Consider the following 20814-nt stretch of genomic DNA (forward strand, 5'->3'; position numbering starts at 1 on the left):
GGTCGCGCTCGGGGGCAGTGATCCCGTAGAGTCGAGACATCTCCTGGGCGATCGCCCGAATTCCACGGCTGAGAAGTCGCACGACGACGAAGAGACTCAGCCCCTGATAGAGACCGCACCGACCGAGAGCATCGTCCTCGGTCGTCCGGTTCGAACGCCCGCCTCGCACGCGGGTACCGCCCTTCACAGGACGCCGCGGAAGCCGCGCCGTTCCTCGTTCGACCCCCGCTCCACCGGCTCGCCCGGTCCGCGGGACGTTCTCCCCCGCAGAGCCGCCCTCCCCCGGAGGCGCGAGCTCAGCCCCTAGACGACCCGGACGACTCCGGCAGACGCGTGTTTCACCCGCGGAGGCCGAGTCGAGCGGGTACCGCACACTCGTGCGGACTCTGACGACGCCGGCCTCGGTCGGCGTCATTAACACATAAGGAAAAGAAATGCCTACTGGCACCGTTAAGTGGTTCAACTCCGAAAAGGGCTTCGGCTTCATCGCTCCCGACGACGGAGGCGCCGACGTGTTCGCGCACTTCTCCGCCATCGCGAAGCAGGGCTACCGCGAGCTCGTCGAGAACCAGCACGTCGAGTACGACGTCGAGCAGGGCCGCAAGGGCCCGCAGGCCGCGAACATCCGCGGCGTCGGCGAGTAATCTCCGACTTCCGACGCCCCGTCGACCAGGATCCCCGGATCCGGTCGGCGGGGCGTCCGTCGTTGACGGGGTGATCCCGCCCTCGGCCGGCGGAGGCGAAAGCCGTGTCACCCCTCCGGGTCGCAGGATCGGTATCCTCTCCGTGGCGGCTCCCGAGCTCACGGAGCCCGCGACGCCGTCCGGGACTCCGGCGCGTCGGCACGACTTCACGGCGGAGACAATGGGACGACTGATCTACGGACCGCAATCACTCGAGATCGACTTCGAGGACCGGCTCCTCGCGCACCTCAAGGTCGCGATGTTCACCAAGATGCGGCGGAACGAATCGTTCAGCCTCTCCTGGAGCGAGCCGGAGTCGTCCGGCTACGGCCGCAGCTCCGTCTGGGTGCACCCGACGACTCCGCTGCACTTCCGGTTCCACGGCAGCAAGCGCCCGTCGCTGAACCGCCTGTGGATCGAGCAGTTCATCGCGAGCGCGAACAACACCGGCGAGATGACCGTGGTGCCGGAGCCCGCCGAGGGCTCCTGAGCCGCGACGCTCCTCAGACCACGAGCGGCCGGGCCGTGTGCACGAGCTCCTCGTGCGGCAGGGCCCGGAGGCGGTCGGCGATCTCGGCAAGGGCCCCCGCGTCGACCGAGGCCCGGGCGTGCTCCTGCGGCCGCAGCGGCGTGAGGGTGACCAGGTCGGCGTGACCGGTCGCCAGGTCGAGCCGCTCGGGCAGGCCGGGGCTGCGCAGGCCCAGGAGGACGCCGACGGTGCCCTGCTCGTCGGTCCAGGCGGGCGGCGCCGCGACGTTCGCGAGCCGCGCCGTGTCGAGGGAGCTGCGGCAGCACACCCCCTGCAGGGCGGCCCGTCGGGCGGCCTCGTACAGCAGGCGGAAGTGCCAGTGGTTCCAGAGCTCGGCGGTGGGGACGCCGCGGACGGCGGACGTCTCGAGGCACAGCTCGAGGCCGAGACCGGTGCCGGGATGCGCGAGCCGGTCGAAGGGATCGCTCAGCCCGTCGGTAGCGAGCACCACGGAGGCGCCGCGGTCGACGCGCAGGAACGCACGGTGATCGGTGGGCCAGCGCGCGCCGCCGCGGACGCCGGGATCCTCGGTCGAGACGACGACGGTGCGATCGAGCGCACCCACTCCGCGCCAGGCGTCGGCCCGGTCCTCCGCCACCGCCTCGGCCAGCGCCCGCCTCTCGTCCTCGGTCCATCGGACCTCACGAGTGCGGTTCAGGAACAACGACATGGGACTCCCCGTCCGCGCGACCGGCGTGCCGCGCTCCCGGAACGCTACGGCGCCCACCCCTGCTCCTCCTCCGAGCAACCGGAACGCCAGCTGTGTTTGTTGCGCGGCGGTCCCCGCCCGCCGCGGCGCGGTCGGCTCCCAGGAGTGGCCGGGCAGGTGGAGCGTGTCGCGACCGGCTACGCCGAAACGCTGGAACGCGTTTCGACGGTTCGCCTCAGGCGGTGTTCACTCCCGCGGCGGTCCCCGCCCGCCGCGGCGCGGTCGGCTCCCGCAGACGGCCGGGCAGGTGGAGCGAGTCGCGACCGGCGGTGTTCGTTACCGCGGCGGTCCCCGCCCGCCGCGGAAGAAGGCTCACCCCAGCGGGTTGATGCCGTTGGTGCGCCAGCGCTCGTCGGCGAGCTGGCCGGGGGTGCCGGCGCTCGCGTTCTCGCCCAAGGGCTCGCCGCACTCGACGGCGTCGGCGCCGAGCGCGGTGCCGGCTCCCTCGGCGGTGCTGCCGGGGGGCAGCAGGCCCTCCTCGTCCTCGCGGGGGCCGACCTCGTCCTCGGGGGCGTTCTCGGAGCCGCTCTCGCTCATCGGGTCGTAGCCGTGGTCCGGGTCGCGGCTCTCGTCGGCCGTCGTGTTCTCCTCGACCTCGGCGTCAGCAGGACGGACGTCGTCGGCCTTCTCCGCATCGGTGGAGGGGGTGGCCTCGAAGCCTGCGAACTCGGGACTGTCGTCTGCGCTCATGGCCGCCACGGTAGCACCGGCCCCGCGGGCACCGGAGGGGGTTCCGCCGGGCGCCCGCGACGCCTCCGCTCAGCGGCCACGCCCTAGGCTCGGGGGGCTGGCACGGACGACGGGAGCGACATGCGACGACTCGGGTACGACAGGTTCGGCGGGCCCGATCTGCTCTCGTGGCGGGAGGCGCCGGTGCCGATGCCGGGTCGCGGCGAGGTCCTGGTGCGCACGCGCGCGGCGAGCATCAACGCGACCGACGAGAAGATCCTGTCCGGCTCCGCGCGGATCATGGCCGTCGGCCGCTCCCGTCCCTACGGGTTCGGCCTCGACATCGCCGGCACCGTCGAGGCGCTCGGCCCGGGGTCGCACTCGGTCGCGATCGGCGACCGCGTGGTGGGGATGACCCGCGACGGCGACGCCTTCGCCGACGCGTCCATCGCGCGCAGCCGCTCGCTCGTCCCGATGCCCGACTCCCTCGGCTTCGTCGAGGCCGTCACGCTCGCGATGTCGGGCGGCACCGCGGTGGGCCTGGTGGACGCGCTGCACGTGCGCGCCGGCGAGCGGGTCCTCGTCAGCGGCGGCTCGGGAGCCATCGGCGATCCGACGATCCAGCTGCTGGTGCGGGCGGGCTGCACGGTCGCGGCCACCGGCTCGGCCGCCTCCGCCGACCTGCTCCGCTCGCTCGGCGCCGAGCCGCACGACTACCGCGCGCTCGACCTCGGGGTGCTGGGCGGCCGCTTCGACGTGGTCGTCGACGTCTCCGGCCACCTGCCGGTCGACGACGCGGCGATCCTCCTGGCCGAGGGCGGGCGCATCGCGACGCTGGTGCCGAGCGGTCCGGCGCTGGTCTCGCAGGCGACGGGCCTCGTCCGCCGCGACCGCCCGCGGGTGCGCAACATGATCGTGGTGGCGACGGCGGAGCGGATCGGGCGCGCGGTCTCGCTCGCCACCTCCGGCGAGCTGCGGCCCCGGCCGGGCGCCGTGCATCCGCTGGGCGACGTCGTCGACGTGCTGTCGCGCCGAGCGACCGGCGCCGACCGCACGATCGGCAAGATCGTCTTCACCGCCGACGACTCGGCTCCGCTGAGCTGACCTCCGGCTCCTCCTCCTCTGCCGGGCGGCCGAGCGAGAGCGTGGCCAGGAAGCCGACGGCGAGGAACCCGGCGGCGGCGAAGGCCGCGTAGCGGGTGCCGTCCGAGAACGCCTCGCCCGCCGCCCGGGCCGCGTCGGCGGTGGCCGGTGAGGCGGCCAGCCCGGCGATCGCCGCACCGGAGGAGTCGACCACCGCGTCGACGGTGGTCGCCACCTGCTCCGCGGGGAGGCCCTGCTGCTCGAGCGAGGTCGTGAGGACCCCCGCGGTCGAGGTGTAGAGGATCGTCCCGAGCACGGCGATGCCCAGCGCCGAGCCGATCTGCCGCGCGGTCGACTGCGTGCCCGAGCCCTGCCCGCTGAGCTCGACGGGCACATCCCGGAGCACGACCCCGGTCAGCTGCGCCGTCGCGAGGCCGACGCCGAAGCCGTGGACGGCGAGGAACGGGACGAGGGCCCACCACGGGGTGGAGTCGGAGACGACCAGGCCGATGCCCGCGACGCCGACGATCTCGGCCGCGAGACCCACCCGCACGATCAGCACCGGCGCGACCCTGTTGCCGAAGGCGCCGGCGAAGCCCGAGGCGACGAAGGAGCCGAGCGCGAGCGCGAGGAGCACCAGGCCGGTCTGCACGGCCGTGTAGCCGAGGACGCTCTGGAGCCAGATCGGCAGCGCCAGGATGATCCCGAACTCGCCGAGCGAGACGATCATCGCGGCGAGGTTGCCGTTGCGGAACGAGGCGAGGCGGAAGAGCCCGATCGCGAGCATCGCCGAGCGCCCGGCGCGCTCGCGGGCCCGCGCCCAGAGGACGAAGGCGACCCCGGCGAGCACCGCGACGGCGAACGCGATCGGGACCGGCGAGAGACCGAGCGGCCAGCTCCAGCCGCCGACGCTCAGGCGCTCGTCGACGCCCCACCAGCCGAGGGTGCGCCCCTCGATGAGGGCGAACACCAGGGAGGCGGAGGCGATGATCGAGAGCGCGGCGCCGACGAGGTCGACCCTCCGCCCGTCGGGCTGCCGCGACTCGTCGACGAACAGCAGCGCTCCGACCACGATGATCACGCCGAGCGGGATGTTGATGCCGAACGCCCAGCGCCAGGAGAAGTCGGTGGTGAGCCAGCCGCCGAGCAGCGGGCCGACCGCGGTCATGCCGCCGATGGTCGAGCCCCAGACGGCGAAGGCGATGGCGCGCTCGCGCCCACGGAAGGTGGCGTTGATCAGCGAGAGGGTCGTCGGCAGCACCATCGCTCCTCCGACGCCCTGCACGACCCTGGAGAGGATCAGCAGGTCGCCGGTCGGAGCGAGGGCCGCCGCGACGGAGGAGAGCGCGAAGAGCGAGACGCCGACGATCAGCATGCGGCGCCGGCCCCAGCGGTCGGCGAGGGTGCCGAAGACCAGCAGGAGCGCGGCGAACACGAGCGTGTACGACTCCTGCACCCACTGCACCTGGGTCGAGGTGATCCCGAGATCGGCGACGATCGACGGGATGGCGACGTTGACGATGGTCGAGTCGACGATGATCGTCGCCACTCCGAGGCTGATGACGACCAGCCCGATCCACTTGCGGTTGCGCACGACGCTCTCCTCCGACGATTTAGTAAGCCAGCTGACTATATGCCCGCGGAGGGCGCCGTGTCGAAGGGAGGGCCTGGAAGATTAGCGGGAGGCGGGCGCGGCGACAAGGGCGCGAAGCTCCCGGAGCCGCCCGGTCAGGATGGACGCATGCCCGCATCCCCCCGTTCCTTCCCGTATCCCCTCGGCGTCTCCCTCCGCGGCGACGCCGGCGCCGACGTCGCCGTCTACTCCGAGACCGCGGACAGCGTCGAGGTCTGCCTCTTCGACGAGTCCGGAGCAGAGACCCGCGTCGCCCTCACCGAGCGGACCGGCCACGTCTTCCACGGCCTCGTCCCCGAGATGGGCATCGGCACCCGCTACGGACTGCGCGTCGACGGCCCCTGGGACCCCGCCAACGGCCTCCGCCACAACGCCGCCAAGCTCCTCCTCGACCCGCACGCCACCGCGATCGAGGGCTCGTACACCTGGTCCGAGGACGTCTTCGGCCAGTTCTACGAGGACGCCGACTCCCGCAACGACGCCGACTCCGCGCACGCGGTCCCCCGCTGCGTCGTCACCGACCCCGACTCCTTCGACTGGAGCGGCGACACCGCGCCGCGCATCCCGCTCGAGGAGACCGTCGTCTACGAGGTGCACGTGAAGGGCTTCACGAAGCTGCACCCCGACGTGCCCGAGGACATCCGCGGCACCTACCGCGGCCTCGCTCACCCCGCCGCGATCAAGCACTTCACCGACCTGGGCGTGACCTCGGTCGAGCTGCTCCCCGTGCACCAGTTCGTGCAGGACTCGCACCTCGAGGAGAAGGGCCTGCGCAACTACTGGGGCTACAACTCCCTCGGCTTCTTCGCGCCGCACAACGAGTACTCGCACGCCGGCGACGACGGCTCGCAGGTCGACGAGTTCAAGGCCATGGTCAAGGCGTTCCACGAGGCCGGCCTCGAGGTCATCCTCGACGTGGTCTACAACCACACCGCCGAGGGCAACGACAAGGGCCCCACCCTCTCGTTCAAGGGCATCGACAACGGCTCCTACTACCGACTGGTGGAGGAGGACCGCGCGAACTACTTCGACACCACCGGCACCGGCAACAGCCTCAACGTCGCGCACCCGGCCGCGCTCGGCCTGATCATGGACTCGCTGCGCTACTGGGTGACCGAGATGCACATCGACGGCTTCCGCTTCGACCTCGCCACCACCCTCACCCGCCAGACCGGTGAGGCCGAGGTGCACAGCGCCTTCCTCGACCTGATCGCGCAGGACCCGGTGCTCGCGCCCGTCAAGATGATCGCCGAGCCGTGGGACACCGCCGGCTACCAGGTCGGCGGCTTCCCCGCGGACTGGTCGGAGTGGAACGGGAAGTTCCGCGACGACGTGCGCGACTTCTGGAACGGCGCCGACTCGGTGCTCGGCACGACCGCGCAGCGCGTCCTCGGCTCCCCCGACGTGTACGAGGCCGACCGCCGCTCGCCGGTCTCCAGCATCAACTTCGTCACCGCGCACGACGGCTTCACCCTCGCCGACCTCACCGCCTACTCGCGCAAGCACAACGCGGCCAACGGCGAGGACAACAACGACGGCGAGAGCGACAACCGCTCCTCCAACAACGGCGCCGAGGGCCCGACCGAGAACGAGGCGGTCAACGAGCGCCGCGACCGCATGCGCCGCAACTTCCTCGCGACGCTGCTGCTCTCGGCCGGCGTGCCGATGATCCTGGGCGGCGACGAGATCGCCCGCACGCAGGGCGGCAACAACAACGCCTACTGCCAGGACGACGAGATCTCGTGGTTCGACTGGGAGAACGCGGACCGCGAGCTGCTCGCCTTCACCCGCGAGCTGATCGCCCTCCGCGCCGCGGAGCCGGCGCTGCGCCCGAGGTGGTTCCGCCGCGCCCCCGGCGACGGCGGCCCCGACACGGTCGACATCCTCCGCTCCGACGCGCAGGGCTTCGCCGACGAGGACTGGGACAACCCCGACGCCCGCTCGATCACCTTCGTGTTCGAGCACGAGGGCAGCGCGAGCTTCGCCCTGCTGCTGAACGCGGCGGAGAACGGCGTCGAGTTCACCGTTCCCGAGGCGCCCGGCGCCGAGTGGACGCTGGCCGCCTCGAGCGACCCGGAGCAGGTCGTCGAGGGCGAGGTCACCACGCTGATCGTCCGCGACGGCTCGTTCACGCTGCTGCGCTCGGCCTCCTGATGACCGGCCGGACCCCGCGGCTCCTCCGCTTCGGCGGGCGCATCGCGGGGTTCGGCACGTCCTCGGGCACGAGGATCGTGCTGGGCCTCTGGGAGGACACCCCCTTCGGCCCGTTCGCCGACGCGATGGTCGAGGACGGCGACGGCCACCGCCTCCTGATCGCACCGACCCGCGAGGTCGCGGACTTCATCGGGTCGACGTACGCGTTCGACGAGGTGCGGATCGCGCCGGTGTCGAGGCGTCGGATCGCGGGCGGCCTGTCCGTCTCGGCCGGACCGCTCGCGGTGCGCCTGGAGCTCGGCGGTCTCACTCCGCTCGGCCGGCTGCTGCGGATCGTACCGCGACCGCTCGCCGAGCACCCGGCATGGCTGACCGCGATCTCGCCGGTCGCCTCACTGCTCGTAAGCGGAGTGAGCACGGCCGGGTCGGCCGGGCACGGACGCCGCGAGTACTACGGCGTGCGGGCGATCCGCCGCGTCGAGGGCGTCCACGCGGTGCTGGCGGAGGAGGACCTCGGCCCGCTGCGCCCGCTCTCGCCGCCCGTGCGGTTCGGCTTCTCGTCGGCGCCCGCCGCTCCGGCGATCGTCGACGTCACCACCACCATCGCGCTTCCGCGCGAGGGGACCACCGCGCTCCGGCGCGACCGAGAGAGAGGAGCCGCCTCGTGAAGAAGGGCGACAAGATCAGCTGGAACACCTCGCAGGGCGAGACCCACGGCGAGCTGGTCGAGAAGAAGACGAAGGAGTTCCAGTTCGAGGGGCAGAAGTTCAACGCCTCGGACGACGAGCCCTACTGGATCGTGCAGAGCGACAAGACCGACGCGAAGGCCGCGCACAAGGAGTCGTCGCTGACGAAGAAGTGAGCGGGCGCAGGCCGAGCGGCTGCGGGCCGGGCTCCGGATCGACTCCGGGGCCCGGCCCGCGCCCGTCTCACGCGATGCGGATGAGCTTCTTGTTCACGAACTCCTCGAGGGCGGGGCGGCCCATCTCGCGGCCGGTGCCCGAGCGCTTCACGCCGCCGAAGGGCAGCTCGGCCGCGTCGCCGAGGACGAGGTTGATCCAGACCATCCCCGCGTCGATCCGGTCCGCCAGGCGCAGCGCCTGCTCCTGGTCGGTCGTGTAGAGGTAGGAGCCGAGGCCGTAGGGGGTGTCGTTCGCGAGGGCGATCGCCTCGTCCTCGTCGCGGACGCGGTAGAGCGCGGCGACGGGGCCGAAGAACTCCTCGCGGTAGGCGTCCATCTCGGGCGTGACGCCCTCGAGCACGGCGGGCGGGAAGAAGTTGCCGGTCACCTCGCCGCTGGCGCGGACGGTGGCCCCCTGCTCGCGCGCGGCCGCCAGCTGCGCCTCGAGTCGCTCCGTCGCGGCGGAGGAGGAGAGCGGGCCGAGGAGGGTGCCCTCCGCGAACGGGTCGGCCGGCTGGGCGCGGGTGAACGCCTCCGTGAACTTCTCGGCGAACGCGTCGTACAGCTCGTCGATCACGATGAAGCGCTTCGCGGCGTTGCAGGACTGGCCGTTGTTGTCCAGGCGCGCGGCGACCGCGTCCTCGACCGCCTTGTCGAGGTCGTCGGTCGACAGGAGCACGAACGGGTCGGAGCCGCCGAGCTCGAGCACGACCTTCTTCAGGTGGCGGCCCGCGAGCTCCGCGACGGCCGCGCCGGCCCGCTCGGAGCCGGTGACGGAGACGCCCTGGACCCGGGGGTCGGCGATGACGGTCGCGGTCTGCTCGTTCGTGGCGTAGAGGTTCACGTAGACGCCGGCGGGCGCACCCAGCTCCTCGGCCGCGGTGCGGAACATGTCGGCGATGGCGGCGGCCGACTCCGGGCACTGCGGCGCGTGCTTGAGCAGGATCGTGTTGCCCGCGACCACGTTCGGGCCGGCGAAGCGGGCCACCTGGTAGTAGGGGAAGTTCCACGGCATGATGCCCAGCAGCACGCCCAGCCCGGCGCGGCGGATCAGCGCGGAGCCGGTGCCCTCGGCGAGCTCGATCGGCTCGTCGGCGAGGAAGGCCTCGCCGTTCTCGGCGTAGTAGCGGTAGATGTCGGCGGCGAAGCCGACCTCGCCCTGCGCCTGGTCGAGCGGCTTGCCCATCTCGCGGACGATGATCGCCGCGAGCTCGTCGGCGCGCTCGACGTGCAGCTCTGCCACGCGGGCGATCAGCGCCGCGCGGGTCGTGACGGGCACGGTTCGCGACCACGAGGAGTACGCGTCCTGCGCCGAGCCGATCGCCGCGGTCAGCTCGGCGTCACCGAGGGTCGGGTACTCGCGGAGGGTCTCCCCCGTGGCCGGGTCGATCACGGCGTAGTGGGTGCTCATGCGGGCTGTGCTCCTTCGCGGTGGGGGGCCGGTGCGGTCGCGCCGTCCTCGTCGATGATCTCCTGTGCCAGGCGCCTGCCGACGCGGATGGCGCCGTCGACGTGCTGGTAGCCCTCGGCGGCGAGGTCGCTCGTGCCGAAGCGGAGCGGACCCACCGGCTCCAGCTGCAGCGCGCCGTACCGGGTCAGCCCGCCCAGGTCGAAGCTCGCGGCGTACGCGCCCTGCGTCCACTCCTCGGACGCCCAGTCGCTCTCGTAGTAGACGACCGGATCGAGTGCGGCCGGGCCGAAGTAGGCGGCGAGCGAGTCGAGGATCGCGGCCTTCCGCACCGCCTCGTCGAGCGCGAGCACGCGGTCGGCCTTCTCGTCCGAGACGAAGCCGACCAGGGTGCCGCGCTCCTCCCCGTGGTTCGAGTTGTCGTAGGCCTCGTGCACGAGCGAGTGCGGGCTGAACGCGGTGCCGGAGAGGCCGTCGGCGCGCCAGAAGGGCGTGGCGTAGGTGGCGTGCACCTTGATCACGAGGCCGAGCGACTGGTGCTGCAGGGCCTGCTGCCGCAGGCGCGGGAGCGGCGGGTCGAACGAGATGCGGCCGACGAGGTTCGGCGGCACGGCGACGATCGCACGGCGGGCGCGGAGGACGACGCCGTCGGCGCGCACCTCGACCCCGTCGTCGCCGTAGCGGACGGAGCGGACCGGGTGCCCGAGCAGGACACGCTCGGCGCCGAGGCGCTCGGCGAGCCGCTCCGGGACCTGCTGGAGGCCGCCGATCACGCGCTTGTCGAGGATGAAGTCGGCGTCGACCAGGTTGCTGAAGCTCCCCGCGCTCGCGGCCATGAGGAGCGCCTGGAGGAGGGAGAAGGCGTGCGCCGGCTTGGTGAGCATGGCGTCGGCGAGGAAGAGGGCGATGTTGGCCCGCGCCTCCTCGTCGTCGCTCTGCTGCTCCAGCCAGGCGGCGAAGGTGACGCGGTCGTAGTCGCGGGCGAGCGGGTGCGTCCACGGCGCCGCCGGATCGGTCTCGGCGACGAGGCGGTCGAGCACCTCGATCAGGCGGGAGATCTCGGACTCGGTGCGCTCGCTCCCCGGGAAGATGTCGCCGGTGAAGCGGCGGGCGGAGCCGTCGGCGCCGATGTAGACGCTCTCGCCCTCGCGGTAGCGGGAGTAGGTGCCGAGGCCGAGCTCGTCGAGGGTCTCGAGGAGCGCCGTCTGGTCCGGCGAGACCCACTGGCCGCCGAGCTCGAGGAGCTGCCCGTCGACCACGCGGGTCTCGAGCCGCCCGCCCACGCGCTCGCGCGCCTCGACGACGACGACGTCGAGGCCGTGCTGCTGCAGCCGGAGCGCCGCGGTGAGTCCGGTGGCACCGGCTCCGATCACGACGACGTCGTGCTCGCTGGGGGACATGACTTCTCTTTCCGTCGGTGATCGCGGGAGTGGACGCGCGAATACGTATGATCCTGTCACAGAAGCGGAGGAGAACGTCAGTGAGTGCGCCCGATGGAGGGTGGACTCGGAGCGCCCTCCACTGAACTACATAGGCGTGCTATATTGTTTCTCGTGCCCGATCCCAGTGCCCCCGTGCGTCTCGCCTCCGCCGCCACCGCCCTCATGCGGTTCGCGGGGCGGGCGAGCGGAGCGACCGGGCTCGGCGCGCAGTCCGGAGCAGTCTGGTCGACGCTCGCCGAGCTGCGCACCGCCTCCCCCTCCCGCCTCGGCGAGCTCGCCGAGCGGGTCCGCGTCACCCAGCCGACGATGACCGGCATCGTCGCCCGGCTCGACGAGGCCGGCTGGATCCGCCGCGTCCACGACGCCGGCGACGGCCGCGCCTGGCTGATCGAGGGCACTCCCGCCGGCTTCGACGCCCTCGCCGAGCACCGGCTCCGCCTCGAGGCCGCCCTGGCCCCGCTGTTCGAGGACCTCGACGAGGACGACCGCCTCGCCCTCGAGCGCGCCGCGACCCTCGTCGAGGCCCGCGTCGCCCGGATCGCCGGCACCCCCGTCCCCTCCTCCCCCGAGAAAGGCTTCACGCAGTGACCACCTCCCCCCACTCGCCCGCTCAGGGCTCGATCCTGAAGCAGCCGCTGGCCGTCTGGGCCGTCGCCTTCGCCGCGGTGATCGCCTTCATGGGGATCGGCCTGGTCGACCCGATCCTCCCGGCCATCGCCGAGAGCCTGCAGGCGACTCCGACCGAGACCTCGCTGCTCTTCACGAGCTACCTCGTCATCACCGGCGTCGTGATGTTCTTCACCAGCTGGCTCTCCAGCCGCATCGGCGCCAAGAAGACCCTCATGATCGGCCTGGTGCTGATCGTGGTGTTCGCCGCGCTCGCCGGCACGGCGGGCAGTGTCGAGGGCGTCATCGGCTTCCGCGCGGGCTGGGGCTTCGGCAACGCGCTGTTCATCTCGACCGCACTGTCGACCATCGTCGGCGCGGCGAGCGGAGGCTCCTCCGCGGCGATCGTGCTCTACGAGGCCGCTCTGGGCATCGGCATCGCCGTCGGCCCGCTGCTCGGCGGGCTTCTCGGCAGCGTCTCGTGGCGCGGTCCGTTCTTCGGGACCGCCGTGCTGATGGCCGTCGGCTTCATCGCCATCGCGACGCTCCTGCGCGAGGACGGCCCGAAGCCCGCTCCGACTCCGCTCTCGGCGCCCTTCGCGGCCCTCAAGGTCCCGGCCATCCGCACGCTGGCGGGCGCCGCCCTGTTCTACAACATCGGCTTCTTCGTGCTGCTCGCCTACACGCCCTACCCGCTCGGGCTGGACGAGATGGGCCTCGGCTTCACGTTCTTCGGCTGGGGCCTGGGAGTGGCGATCACCTCCGTGTTCGTCGCTCCGCTGCTCACCCGGCGCCTCCCGCGCACCGTCGTGCTGCGCTCGGTGCTGCTGCTGCTCGCGCTGGACCTGATCGCCGGCGGCCTCGTGATCTCGTCGCGCGTCGGCCTGATCGTCTGCATCATCGTCGGCGGCCTGCTGCTCGGAGTCGTCAACACGATGCTCACCGAGTGCGTGATGGAGGCGACCGACCTGCCCCGCTCGGTCGCCTCGTCCGCCTACTCCGGCGTCCGCTTCCTCGGCGGCGCGATCGCCCCGCCCGCCGCCTCCGCCCTGGCCGCGGCGATCTCGCCGGCCTTCCCGATGTACGCCGCGGCCGGAGCCGTCGCCGTCGCCGCGCTGATCGTGCTGCTCGGACGCCGCACCCTGGCCCGCGCCGACGCCCACGAGCCCGAGCCCGAGCTCGTCGAGGCGCAGGCGATCACGCTCGGCGAGTGACGCGCCCGGCGGGCTTCAGGGGCCCGCCGAGGCGTCACGAACGGTCGTCATCCGGGCAGGGTGACGGCCGTTCGTGACGCCTGGACGCGGTCGAGCGGGAAGGGCGCAGGATCCGACCTGTGGAGAACCGGTTCACAAGATCGGGAGGCGGGACAGTGGCCGGATGCACGATCCCTCGCCGCTTCCGGTCGGACTCCGCGGCCGCGCCTTCACCGTCGCTGACGCTCGCGCGAGCGGACTGAGCCGCGGGCGGCTCCGCAGCTCCGACCTCCACCGGCCCTTCCACGGGGTCCGCACCGCCGACCCCGACCCCGACCTGCGCCTGCGCGCGCAGGCGCTCCTCGCGCTGGTCGGTCCGGAGGCGCTCCTGAGCCACGTGACGGCGGCGCGGCTCTGGCCGCTCGACCTCCCGCCCGCCGCTGCGGACGAGCCGGTGCACGTCAGCGTCCGCCGGCCGGGACGCGCTCCCCGGCACCGGAACGTCGTCGGCCACGCCCTCGCCGATCCCGACGTCCGCCGCGTCCTGCGCCGCGGACTGCCCCTCACCGATCCGGCCTCGCTCTTCTGCCATCTCTCCGCGCTCCTCGAGCCGGACGACCTCGTCGCGGTGGGCGACGCGCTGGTGCGCACGCCGGTCGTCGGCGATCCGGCCGATCGACGGCCCTGGGTGCCGCTGCCCGACCTGCGGGAGCGCGCGTCGGCCTTCCGCGGTCGGGGCTCGGTGCGGCTCCGCGCGGCGCTCGCTCTGGTGCGCGACGGGGCGGAGTCGCGGCAGGAGTCGCGGTTCCGGCTCGCCTCGGTGCGGGCGGGCCTCCCGGAGCCGGTGCTGCAGGAGCCGCTGTTCGACTCCGACGGGGTCTTCATCGGGCGTCCGGACGGCTGGTACCCCGCGGAGCGGGTCGCGTGGGAGTACGAGGGCGACGATCACCGCACCAGCAACCGGCGCTTCGCGCGCGACCTCGGCCGCTACGACGACCCAGCCTCGATCGTCGTCCGCATCGTCGGCGCCGAGTTCGTCCCCCACCCCGAGCGCTCCGTCGAGCGCCTGCGACGAGCACTCGCGGAACGATCCCCGCATCGACGACCGCCGAGGGGTCGCGACGGTCGTCATCCGAGCGGGATGACGACCGTTCGTGACCCCTCACGGGAGGGCGCGCGCTCAGGAATCAGGGCGCGACCTCGAAGAGGCGCGGGCGCAGCGCGGACGTGCGCGGGTCGGCGGCGCAGGCGGCGAGCGCCGCCGCGAGGACGCCGCGGGCCGGGTGCGGCTCGCGGACGTACACGTCGACGCCGGCGGGCGTGAACGGCGTCCGGGCGAAACGGGTGAGGGCCCAGCCCGCCTCCTCGTCGGCGGCCACGAACGACCAGCGGCTGCGGGCGAGGACGGTCAGCGGCTCGACGCCGCGCCAGCGGAAGCCGGACGGATCGTGCGGGTCGGGGGTGTCGATCCCGACCACGTAGTGCGAGCGCGTGCGGCCGCGCCAGCTGACGACGTCGCCGATCCCGCCGGTCGGGAGCGGCGCGTACGTGATCGCCACCCCCGACCGCGAGCGCCAGAGCGGCAGCGAGGAGCCCCGGACGAACCAGGTGCCGCTCGCGAGCGCCCGGGCGTCGATCATCGGAGAGCGTGCTTGATGTTGGTGCGGGCCAGCGCGACGGCCTCGCCCGCTCCTCCGTTCATCACGATCTTCGAGACCGCCAGCGCGAAGCCCTTCACCTGCGCGCCCGTGATCGTGGGTGGGAGCGAGAGGGCGAGCGGATCCGTCACCACGTCGACGAGGACCGGGCCGCTGTCGGCGAGCGCCGAGCGGAGGGCCTCCTCCACGTCGCGCGGGTCCTCGACGCGGATGCCGCGGATGCCGATCGCCTCCGCCACCTTCGCGTAGTCGACCATCGGCACGTCGACGGCGAAGTCCGGGAAGCCGTCGACCAGCATCTCGACCTTCACCAGCCCGAGCGTGGAGTTGTTGAACACGACGATCGTCACGGGCAGCCGGTAGGCGGCGACCGTGACCAGCTCGCCCATCAGCATGGAGAGCCCGCCGTCGCCGCTCAGCGAGACGACCTGGCGACCGGGGTGCGAGAGCTGCGCGCCGACCGCCTGCGGCAGCGCGTTCGCCATCGAGCCGTGCATGTACGAGCCGAGCAGGCGCCGCTTCCCGTTGGGGGTGATGTAGCGGGCCTGCCAGACGTTGCCCATGCCGGTGTCGGCGGTGACGATCGCGTCCTCGGAGAGCAGGCCGTCGAGCGTGGACGCGACGAGCTCGGGGTGGATCGGGCTGCGCGTGCCGACCTCGGTGTACTTCCCGACGACTCCGGTGACCAGCTTCTCGTGCTTCTTCAGCGTCTTGTCGAGGAAGCGGTGGTCCTTCCGCTGCACGAGCGGGGTCAGCGCGGTGAGGGTCGCCGCCACGTCGCCGTGGACGGGGTGCGCGACGCTGACGCGGCGTCCGAGCTTCGAGGCGTCGCTGTCGACCTGCGCGATCACCACCTTCGAGGCGTCGGGGAGGAACTGCTCGTAGGGGAAGTCGGTGCCGAGGAGGAGGAGCAGGTCGGCGTCGTGCATGCCGGCGTGCGCCGCTCCGTAGCCGAGGAGGCCCGTCATGCCGACGTCGTAGGGGTTGTCGTACTGGATCCACTCCTTGCCGCGCAGGCTGTGCCCGACGGGCGCGCCCACCAGCTCGGCGAAGGCGACGACCTCGTCGTGCGCGTTCTGCACTCCGGCGCCCGCGAAGATCGCGACGGTCCGCGCCTGGTCGATCGCGGCCGCGAGGGCGCGGACGTCGGCGTCGGCGGGGACCAGGACGGGTGTCGACGGCAGCACGAACGCGGGGAAGCCGTCGACCGCCTCCAGCTCGGCGATGTCGCCGGGGAGGGTGACCACGGCGACTCCGCGGAGCGCCACCGCGCTGCGCATCGCGGCGTTCACGACCCGCGGAGCCTGGGCGGCGGTCGAGATCAGCTCGCGGTAGTTCGAGCACTCGACGAAGAGCCTGTCCGGGTGCGTCTCCTGGAAGTAGGACGAGCCGATCTCGTTGCTGGGGATGTGGCTCGCGATGGCGAGCACCGGGGCGGAGGAGCGGTGCGCGTCGTAGAGGCCGTTGATGAGGTGCAGGTTGCCGGGGCCGCAGCTGCCGGCGCAGACGGCGAGGCGCCCGGTGAGCTGCGCCTCCGCGCCGGCGGCGAAGGCGGCCGCCTCCTCGTTGCGCACGTGGATCCAGTCGATGCCTCCCTTCTCGGATCCGCCGCTGCGGCGCACCGCGTCGACGATCGGATTCAGCGAGTCGCCGACGATCCCGTAGATGCGGGAGACGCCGGCGTCGATGAGCTGAGCGATGAGCTGGTCTGCGACCGTCTTCTGAGCCATGACCCCATTCGACCGGACCGGGCTGAGCGTCCGCTACTCCGGAAAGTGGAGATCCGGATCGGGTGCATCCCCCTCGGGACGGATGCCCTGCACCTCTAGCCTGGGAGTCGTCACAGGAACACCTCCGTACCGCTGATCCCGGGAGTCGCCATGAACCGCCGCAGAACCGCCCTCGTCCTGGCCGCCGGCGCGGCCCTCGCCCTCGGCCTGACCGGCTGCTCGGGCCTGAACGGCCTGATGGGAGGCGAGACCCGCGACGACGAGACCGGGGAGATCACCGAGGGCGGGACGACCGACGTCTTCCAGCTGCGCGTGGGCGACTGCCTGAACGGCGAGCTCAGCGAGGAGGCGACCGAGGTCACCGACGTGCCGACCGTGCCCTGCACCGACCCGCACGTCTACGAGGTGTTCCAGAACCTGACGATGGCCGACGCCGACGAGTACCCGGGCGAGTCCGTCGCGACGGAGCAGGCCGAGACCGACTGCGTCACGGCGTTCGAGTCGTTCACCGGGATCGGCTACCAGGACTCGGCGTACGACTTCAGCTACTACTACCCGACCGCCGAGAGCTGGGGCACGGGCGACCGGACGATCAACTGCATGATCACCGACCCGAACGGGCCGAGCACGGGCACGCTGGCGGGCGTCGCGGCCTGATCGCGATCTCCGCGCGCGGCGGTGCCGGTCCCGCCGAGCGCTCCGCGCGCGGCCCGGGTCAGTCGCGGTCGCGCGCGGGGAACAGCCGCAGCAGCAGGCCGGAGCCGATCCAGACCACGGCGATCCCCGCGACGAGCCAGGAGGCTCCGAGGCCGGCCGCCGCTCCCGCCAGCACGGCGCCGACGGCCGCGGCGGCGGAGCGCAGCCCCGCGCCGATCGTGAACACCTGCGAGCGGACGGCGGCGGGGCTCTCCTCGTCGCGCAGCAGCAGCATCGCCGCGTTCGAGGGGGCCGTGAAGACGCCCGCGACCGCGAAGGCGGCGATCGCCACGACGACGCCCAGGTCGGGGACGGCGACCAGGAGGACGGCGCCGGTCGCGATGTAGGCGGCGCCCATGGTCCACGCCGGCGGACGGCGGGTCCAGCGGCGGGCCGCCACGGCGAGGGCGCCGAGCAGGCCGCCCACGGCGAAGGCGGTCAGGATCCACGCGGCGGCGTCGGTGCTGCCCAGCCGCTCCACCGAGAGGCTGATCGCCGCGACTCCCGCCGCTCCGCCCGCGACCTGGCTGAGGGTGCCCGCCGAGGTGACCACCGCGATCGGACGGTGCCGCACGAGGTGGGTGACGCCCGCGACGATCGTCCGCAGCACGCCGACGGTCGGCGCCGGACGGGCCTCCATGGCGAGGCCGAGCGACCCGACAACGCCGATGAGGGCGAGGACCGCCATGGCGAGCATCGCGGTCCGCGCTCCCCCGACTCCGACCGCGAGGCCCACGATGGCCGGCCCGCTGATCGAGGCGACCGTGTACGAGAGCGAGTCCTGCGCGTAGGCGCGGCGCGGCTCCGGGATGGCGCTCGTGACGAAGCTCGACATGCCGCCCATGTAGACGGGCGTCGCGAGCCCCGCGAGGAGCAGCAGCACCACGATGAGCGGCGTCGGCACCTCGCCGAGGAAGGCGGCGACCGCGAAGGCGACGGCGGTCGTGAGCGCGGCGCCGACCAGGAGCCGGCGGGGGCGGCGGACCCGGTCGAGCACCGTGCCGACGAGCGGCGCGGCGATCACGGCGGGGAAAAGCGCCGCTCCGGTCAGGGCGCCGCCGAGCGCGACGTCGCCGAGACGCTCGACGGCGAGGACGGGGAGGGCGACGACCATGCCGGCGCTGGCCAGGCGGAGGGGGATCGACGCGGCCTGGTAGCTGACCGCGCTCATGCGGGACCGGGGATCGACATCACCTCCGATGGTGCCACGGCTGCGGGGCCGGGTCGGCCGGGGAGGCAGGCCACCGGCCTCTGAGCGGCCTGCGGCGGCGCGCCCTAGGCGATCGGCGTCCGCGCCGCGAGCTCGGCCGCCGCCGCGACGCCCAGGCGCCAGGGCGCGCCGTGGCCGGGGAGGAGTGTCCGCGCCCCGGTCCCGGCGAGGACCCGCAGCGAGTCGAGGGACTGCGCCGTGTCGGCGGTCGCGGCGCGCGCGACCAGGTGCGGGCCGGTGCGCGCGGAGTAGGGGTCGAGCGTGACCAGTGCGTCTCCGCCGATCACCGCATCGCGCTCGGGCAGGTGCAGCGAGACGTGCCCGTCGGTGTGCCCCGGAGTCGCGAGCACGCGGGGCGATCCGGGCACGTCGAGCACCGCTCCGGCGGTCAGCGGCAGGGTCCCGTGCACGGGCGGCACCGCGAGCGCGCCCGCACGGGCCATCGCTCCGAGCACCGGGATCGCGGAGGGGTGCAGCAGCGGGTACACGAACGGCGTGCGCTGGCGGCGGTAGGAGTAGGGCTCCGCGGCGAGCGGCTGGTCGGCCGCGTGCAGGTGCACGGGGACGCCCCGCCGGACGAGGCTGCGGGCGACGCCGAGGTGGTCGAAGTGCGCGTGGGTCAGCACGAGGGCGTCGATGTCGCCGAGCGAGCGGCCGAGCACCTCCAGCGCGCGGATCAGGTGCGGCCACGTCCTCGGGAGCCCGGCGTCGACGACGGTCAGCCGGCCCGCCTCCTCGATCAGGTAGAGGTTCGTCCAGGCGTGCTCGAGCCGGTGCACCCCGGGTGCGACGTCCCGGTGCAGGCTCGCGCCGCCCCCTCGCCGCTGCTGCCGGCCCTGCTGCTCGCGCTGCTGCTGGTCCATCGTGCTCCCGCCCCTCCGGGCCCGCGCCCGATCGCGACGACGCTACGAGCGTCTGCGACGGATCGGACAGGGCGTTGACGGCGGGGGTCCGCGTCGTGCAGGGCTCAGCGGCGCCGCCCGCGGAGGGCGAGCTGCACCGCCGCGAGCAGGAGGAGGACCGCGAAGAGGATCCCGGACACGCGCGCCGGCAGGAGGAAGGAGAGCGCCACTCCGGCGAAGGAGAACGCCGTGGCGGTGAGCCCGACCACGAGGCCTGCGCGCACGTCGAGCAGGCCGCGCCGGGCGTTCGCGATCGAGCCGGTGACCGCCGTGGGGATCATCGCGGCCAGCGAGGTGCCCTTGGCCAGGAGGTCCGCGAGCCCGAAGGCGCCGACCAGGACCGGCACGGCGATCGCTCCGCCGCCGATGCCGAAGAGGCCGGAAGCGACGCCCATCCCGATGCCGAGCCCCGCGAATCCGGGCCACACGCCCCAGCCCTCGGCGACGTCGCCGGTGTCGTTCGAGCCGAACACGGCCATCCGCACCGCCGCGGCCACGAGCAGCGCCACGAACATCCAGCGCAGCACGCCGAGGGGCAGCCGCGCGAGCAGCCAGGATCCGGCCACCGCCCCGAGCATCGCCGCAGCCGCGATCACCGCCGCCGGGACCCAGGCGACCTGACCGGCGAGGGCGTAGCCGAACGCTCCGGCGACCGAGGTCGGAGCGATCGCGAGCAGCGAGGTGGCGGAGGCGCGGCGCTGGTCCATCCCGGCCCACGCGATCAGCATCGGCACCATCACGATCCCGCCGCCGACGCCGAACGCGCCCGACAGGGTCCCGCCGACCGCGCCGATCAGGGCCAGGACGAGCAGGGCGCGCGGGCGCATGCGCGCGGCCGTCCGATCGGGGAGGGGCGCCTGCGGGGCGGTCGCGTCGGTCACGGCTCCATGCCACCACAGCACCGGGCCGAGGGCGAATCGACGGGCGTCGACCGCGTTCCTGAGAGGACCGGCCCGGCCCGGCCCTCCTCTCTGGCAGTTGCCTGGGCGGGCCGGATCCGACCGTGACGTTCGGCGTCGACGGAGCGTCCTACCTGCATACCCCGCCTGATCGAGCGATCGGGCCCCGAGCGAAAGAGGAGACCATGGCCGAGACCACCGCGACCACCACCCGTCAGACCAGCACCGGATCCGGACGCACCGTGATCGAGGACGGCGTCATCGCCAAGGTCGCCGGCATCGCCGCGCGCGAGGTCCCGGGCGTCCACGCCCTCGGCGGAGGAGCGGCCCGAGCGATCGGCGCCATCCGCAGTGCGATCGGCAACGACGACCGCGGCCAGGGCGTCAAGGTCGAGGTCGGCGAGCGCCAGGTCGCCGCCGACATCACCATCGTCGCCGAGTACCCCGCGCCGCTGCAGAAGGTCGCCGAGGACGTGCGCTCCGCCGTCGCCGACGCCATCCAGCACATCGCCGGCATGGAGGTCGCCGAGATCAACGTGACCGTCCAGGACGTCCACATCCCCGAGGACGACACCCAGGAGTCCGACCCGCGCGTCGTCTGACCCGTTCCCCCGCACCGACGCCCCGGGCCGGACGGCACCGGGGCGTCGGTGCGGGGGAACGGGTCAGACGACGCGCGGGTCGGACTCCTGGGTGTCGTCCTCGGGGA

At 73.2% G+C, this 20814-nt stretch carries 20 protein-coding genes; 10 read left to right on the forward strand and 10 right to left on the reverse strand.

Annotated elements, in window-relative coordinates; genetic code table 11:
• Positions 1-434 precede the first annotated feature (434 nt).
• Together C5D09_RS15735 and C5D09_RS15740 are read left to right on the forward strand one after the other, a co-directional pair.
• Positions 435-644 carry a cold-shock protein gene (locus C5D09_RS15735; RefSeq protein ID WP_055786246.1) on the forward strand — a complete coding sequence of 70 codons (210 nt, stop codon included), beginning with the start codon at positions 435-437 and terminating at the stop codon, positions 642-644.
• Positions 645-864: 220 nt separating this feature from the next.
• Positions 865-1173 (forward strand): hypothetical protein, encoded by a 309-nt coding sequence (locus C5D09_RS15740; protein ID WP_104226101.1) that lies wholly within the window; start codon positions 865-867, stop codon positions 1171-1173.
• A 13-nt stretch (positions 1174-1186) separates the two neighbouring features.
• Here the strand turns inward: C5D09_RS15740 and C5D09_RS15745 are convergent, their stop codons facing one another.
• Both C5D09_RS15745 and C5D09_RS15750 read right to left on the reverse strand, forming a co-directional pair.
• Positions 1187-1882: a hypothetical protein gene (locus tag C5D09_RS15745; RefSeq protein WP_104269726.1), complete on the reverse strand. Its 696-nt coding sequence runs from the start codon at positions 1880-1882 to the stop codon at positions 1187-1189.
• Positions 1883-2233: 351 nt separating this feature from the next.
• Entirely contained in the window at positions 2234-2611 is a 378-nt protein-coding gene (locus tag C5D09_RS15750) for a hypothetical protein (RefSeq protein ID WP_146078783.1), read from the reverse strand.
• A 120-nt stretch (positions 2612-2731) separates the two neighbouring features.
• Between C5D09_RS15750 and C5D09_RS15755 the strand changes: the two genes are divergently transcribed.
• Entirely contained in the window at positions 2732-3694 is a 963-nt protein-coding gene (locus tag C5D09_RS15755) for an NADP-dependent oxidoreductase (protein ID WP_104267194.1), read from the forward strand.
• On the opposite strand, the gene C5D09_RS15760 is transcribed toward C5D09_RS15755, so the two are convergent.
• A complete protein-coding gene (locus C5D09_RS15760) occupies positions 3663-5267 on the reverse strand; it encodes a DHA2 family efflux MFS transporter permease subunit (RefSeq protein WP_104269728.1) in 1605 nt (534 codons plus the stop codon). The genes C5D09_RS15755 and C5D09_RS15760 overlap by 32 nt on opposite strands.
• Positions 5268-5414: 147 nt before the next feature.
• On the opposite strand from C5D09_RS15760, the gene glgX reads away from it, so the two are divergent.
• Genes glgX through C5D09_RS15775 form a run of 3 tightly spaced genes read left to right on the forward strand, consistent with a single transcriptional unit; the run spans position 5415 to position 8322 of the window.
• On the forward strand, positions 5415-7460 hold the full coding sequence (glgX, locus tag C5D09_RS15765; protein ID WP_104269729.1) for a glycogen debranching protein GlgX: 2046 nt from the start codon (positions 5415-5417) through the stop codon (positions 7458-7460).
• Positions 7460-8128, forward strand: a complete 669-nt coding sequence (locus tag C5D09_RS15770) for a hypothetical protein (protein WP_104269730.1) — start codon at positions 7460-7462, stop codon at positions 8126-8128. Before glgX ends, C5D09_RS15770 begins: the two co-directional genes overlap by 1 nt.
• Positions 8125-8322: a DUF2945 domain-containing protein gene (locus C5D09_RS15775; RefSeq protein WP_056866275.1), complete on the forward strand. Its 198-nt coding sequence runs from the start codon at positions 8125-8127 to the stop codon at positions 8320-8322. The genes C5D09_RS15770 and C5D09_RS15775 overlap by 4 nt, the downstream gene beginning before the upstream one ends.
• A gap of 67 nt (positions 8323-8389) precedes the next feature.
• On the opposite strand, the gene C5D09_RS15780 is transcribed toward C5D09_RS15775, so the two are convergent.
• Both C5D09_RS15780 and C5D09_RS15785 read right to left on the reverse strand, forming a co-directional pair.
• On the reverse strand, positions 8390-9772 hold the full coding sequence (locus tag C5D09_RS15780; protein ID WP_104269731.1) for an NAD-dependent succinate-semialdehyde dehydrogenase: 1383 nt from the start codon (positions 9770-9772) through the stop codon (positions 8390-8392).
• A complete protein-coding gene (locus C5D09_RS15785) occupies positions 9769-11169 on the reverse strand; it encodes an NAD(P)/FAD-dependent oxidoreductase (RefSeq protein ID WP_104269732.1) in 1401 nt (466 codons plus the stop codon). The genes C5D09_RS15780 and C5D09_RS15785 overlap by 4 nt, the downstream gene beginning before the upstream one ends.
• Before the next feature lie 153 nt (positions 11170-11322).
• On the opposite strand from C5D09_RS15785, the gene C5D09_RS15790 reads away from it, so the two are divergent.
• Together C5D09_RS15790 and C5D09_RS15795 are read left to right on the forward strand one after the other, a co-directional pair.
• Complete coding sequence (locus C5D09_RS15790; RefSeq protein ID WP_181135067.1) at positions 11323-11799, forward strand: MarR family winged helix-turn-helix transcriptional regulator; 477 nt, start codon at positions 11323-11325, stop codon at positions 11797-11799.
• On the forward strand, positions 11796-13031 hold the full coding sequence (locus tag C5D09_RS15795; protein WP_104269734.1) for an MFS transporter: 1236 nt from the start codon (positions 11796-11798) through the stop codon (positions 13029-13031). The genes C5D09_RS15790 and C5D09_RS15795 overlap by 4 nt, the downstream gene beginning before the upstream one ends.
• 1166 nt (positions 13032-14197) lie before the next feature.
• Here the strand turns inward: C5D09_RS15795 and C5D09_RS15805 are convergent.
• Positions 14198-14650, reverse strand: coding sequence for a hypothetical protein (locus C5D09_RS15805; protein ID WP_104261348.1), 453 nt, complete (start codon positions 14648-14650; stop codon positions 14198-14200).
• A complete protein-coding gene (locus C5D09_RS15810) occupies positions 14647-16398 on the reverse strand; it encodes a pyruvate dehydrogenase (RefSeq protein ID WP_104261347.1) in 1752 nt (583 codons plus the stop codon). The genes C5D09_RS15805 and C5D09_RS15810 overlap by 4 nt, the downstream gene beginning before the upstream one ends.
• 150 nt (positions 16399-16548) lie before the next feature.
• Here C5D09_RS15810 and C5D09_RS15815 point away from each other — a divergent pair, with 150 nt between their 5' ends.
• Positions 16549-17055: a septum formation family protein gene (locus C5D09_RS15815; RefSeq protein WP_104226088.1), complete on the forward strand. Its 507-nt coding sequence runs from the start codon at positions 16549-16551 to the stop codon at positions 17053-17055.
• Positions 17056-17113: 58 nt separating this feature from the next.
• Here C5D09_RS15815 and C5D09_RS15820 read toward each other — a convergent pair whose 3' ends face one another.
• The 3 genes from C5D09_RS15820 to C5D09_RS15830 form a co-directional block, all read right to left on the reverse strand.
• A complete protein-coding gene (locus C5D09_RS15820) occupies positions 17114-18265 on the reverse strand; it encodes an MFS transporter (RefSeq protein WP_104269735.1) in 1152 nt (383 codons plus the stop codon).
• Positions 18266-18369: 104 nt separating this feature from the next.
• Positions 18370-19167, reverse strand: coding sequence for an MBL fold metallo-hydrolase (locus tag C5D09_RS15825; protein WP_104269736.1), 798 nt, complete (start codon positions 19165-19167; stop codon positions 18370-18372).
• Positions 19168-19271: 104 nt separating this feature from the next.
• Positions 19272-20087, reverse strand: a complete 816-nt coding sequence (locus C5D09_RS15830) for a sulfite exporter TauE/SafE family protein (RefSeq protein ID WP_104233037.1) — start codon at positions 20085-20087, stop codon at positions 19272-19274.
• 203 nt (positions 20088-20290) lie between these two features.
• Between C5D09_RS15830 and C5D09_RS15835 the strand changes: the two genes are divergently transcribed.
• On the forward strand, positions 20291-20707 hold the full coding sequence (locus C5D09_RS15835) for an Asp23/Gls24 family envelope stress response protein (protein WP_104225148.1): 417 nt from the start codon (positions 20291-20293) through the stop codon (positions 20705-20707).
• The last annotated feature ends 107 nt before the right edge of the window (positions 20708-20814 follow it).

Source organism: Rathayibacter sp. AY1C9 (assembly GCF_002932315.1).
Classification (GTDB): Bacteria; Actinomycetota; Actinomycetes; order Actinomycetales; family Microbacteriaceae; genus Rathayibacter.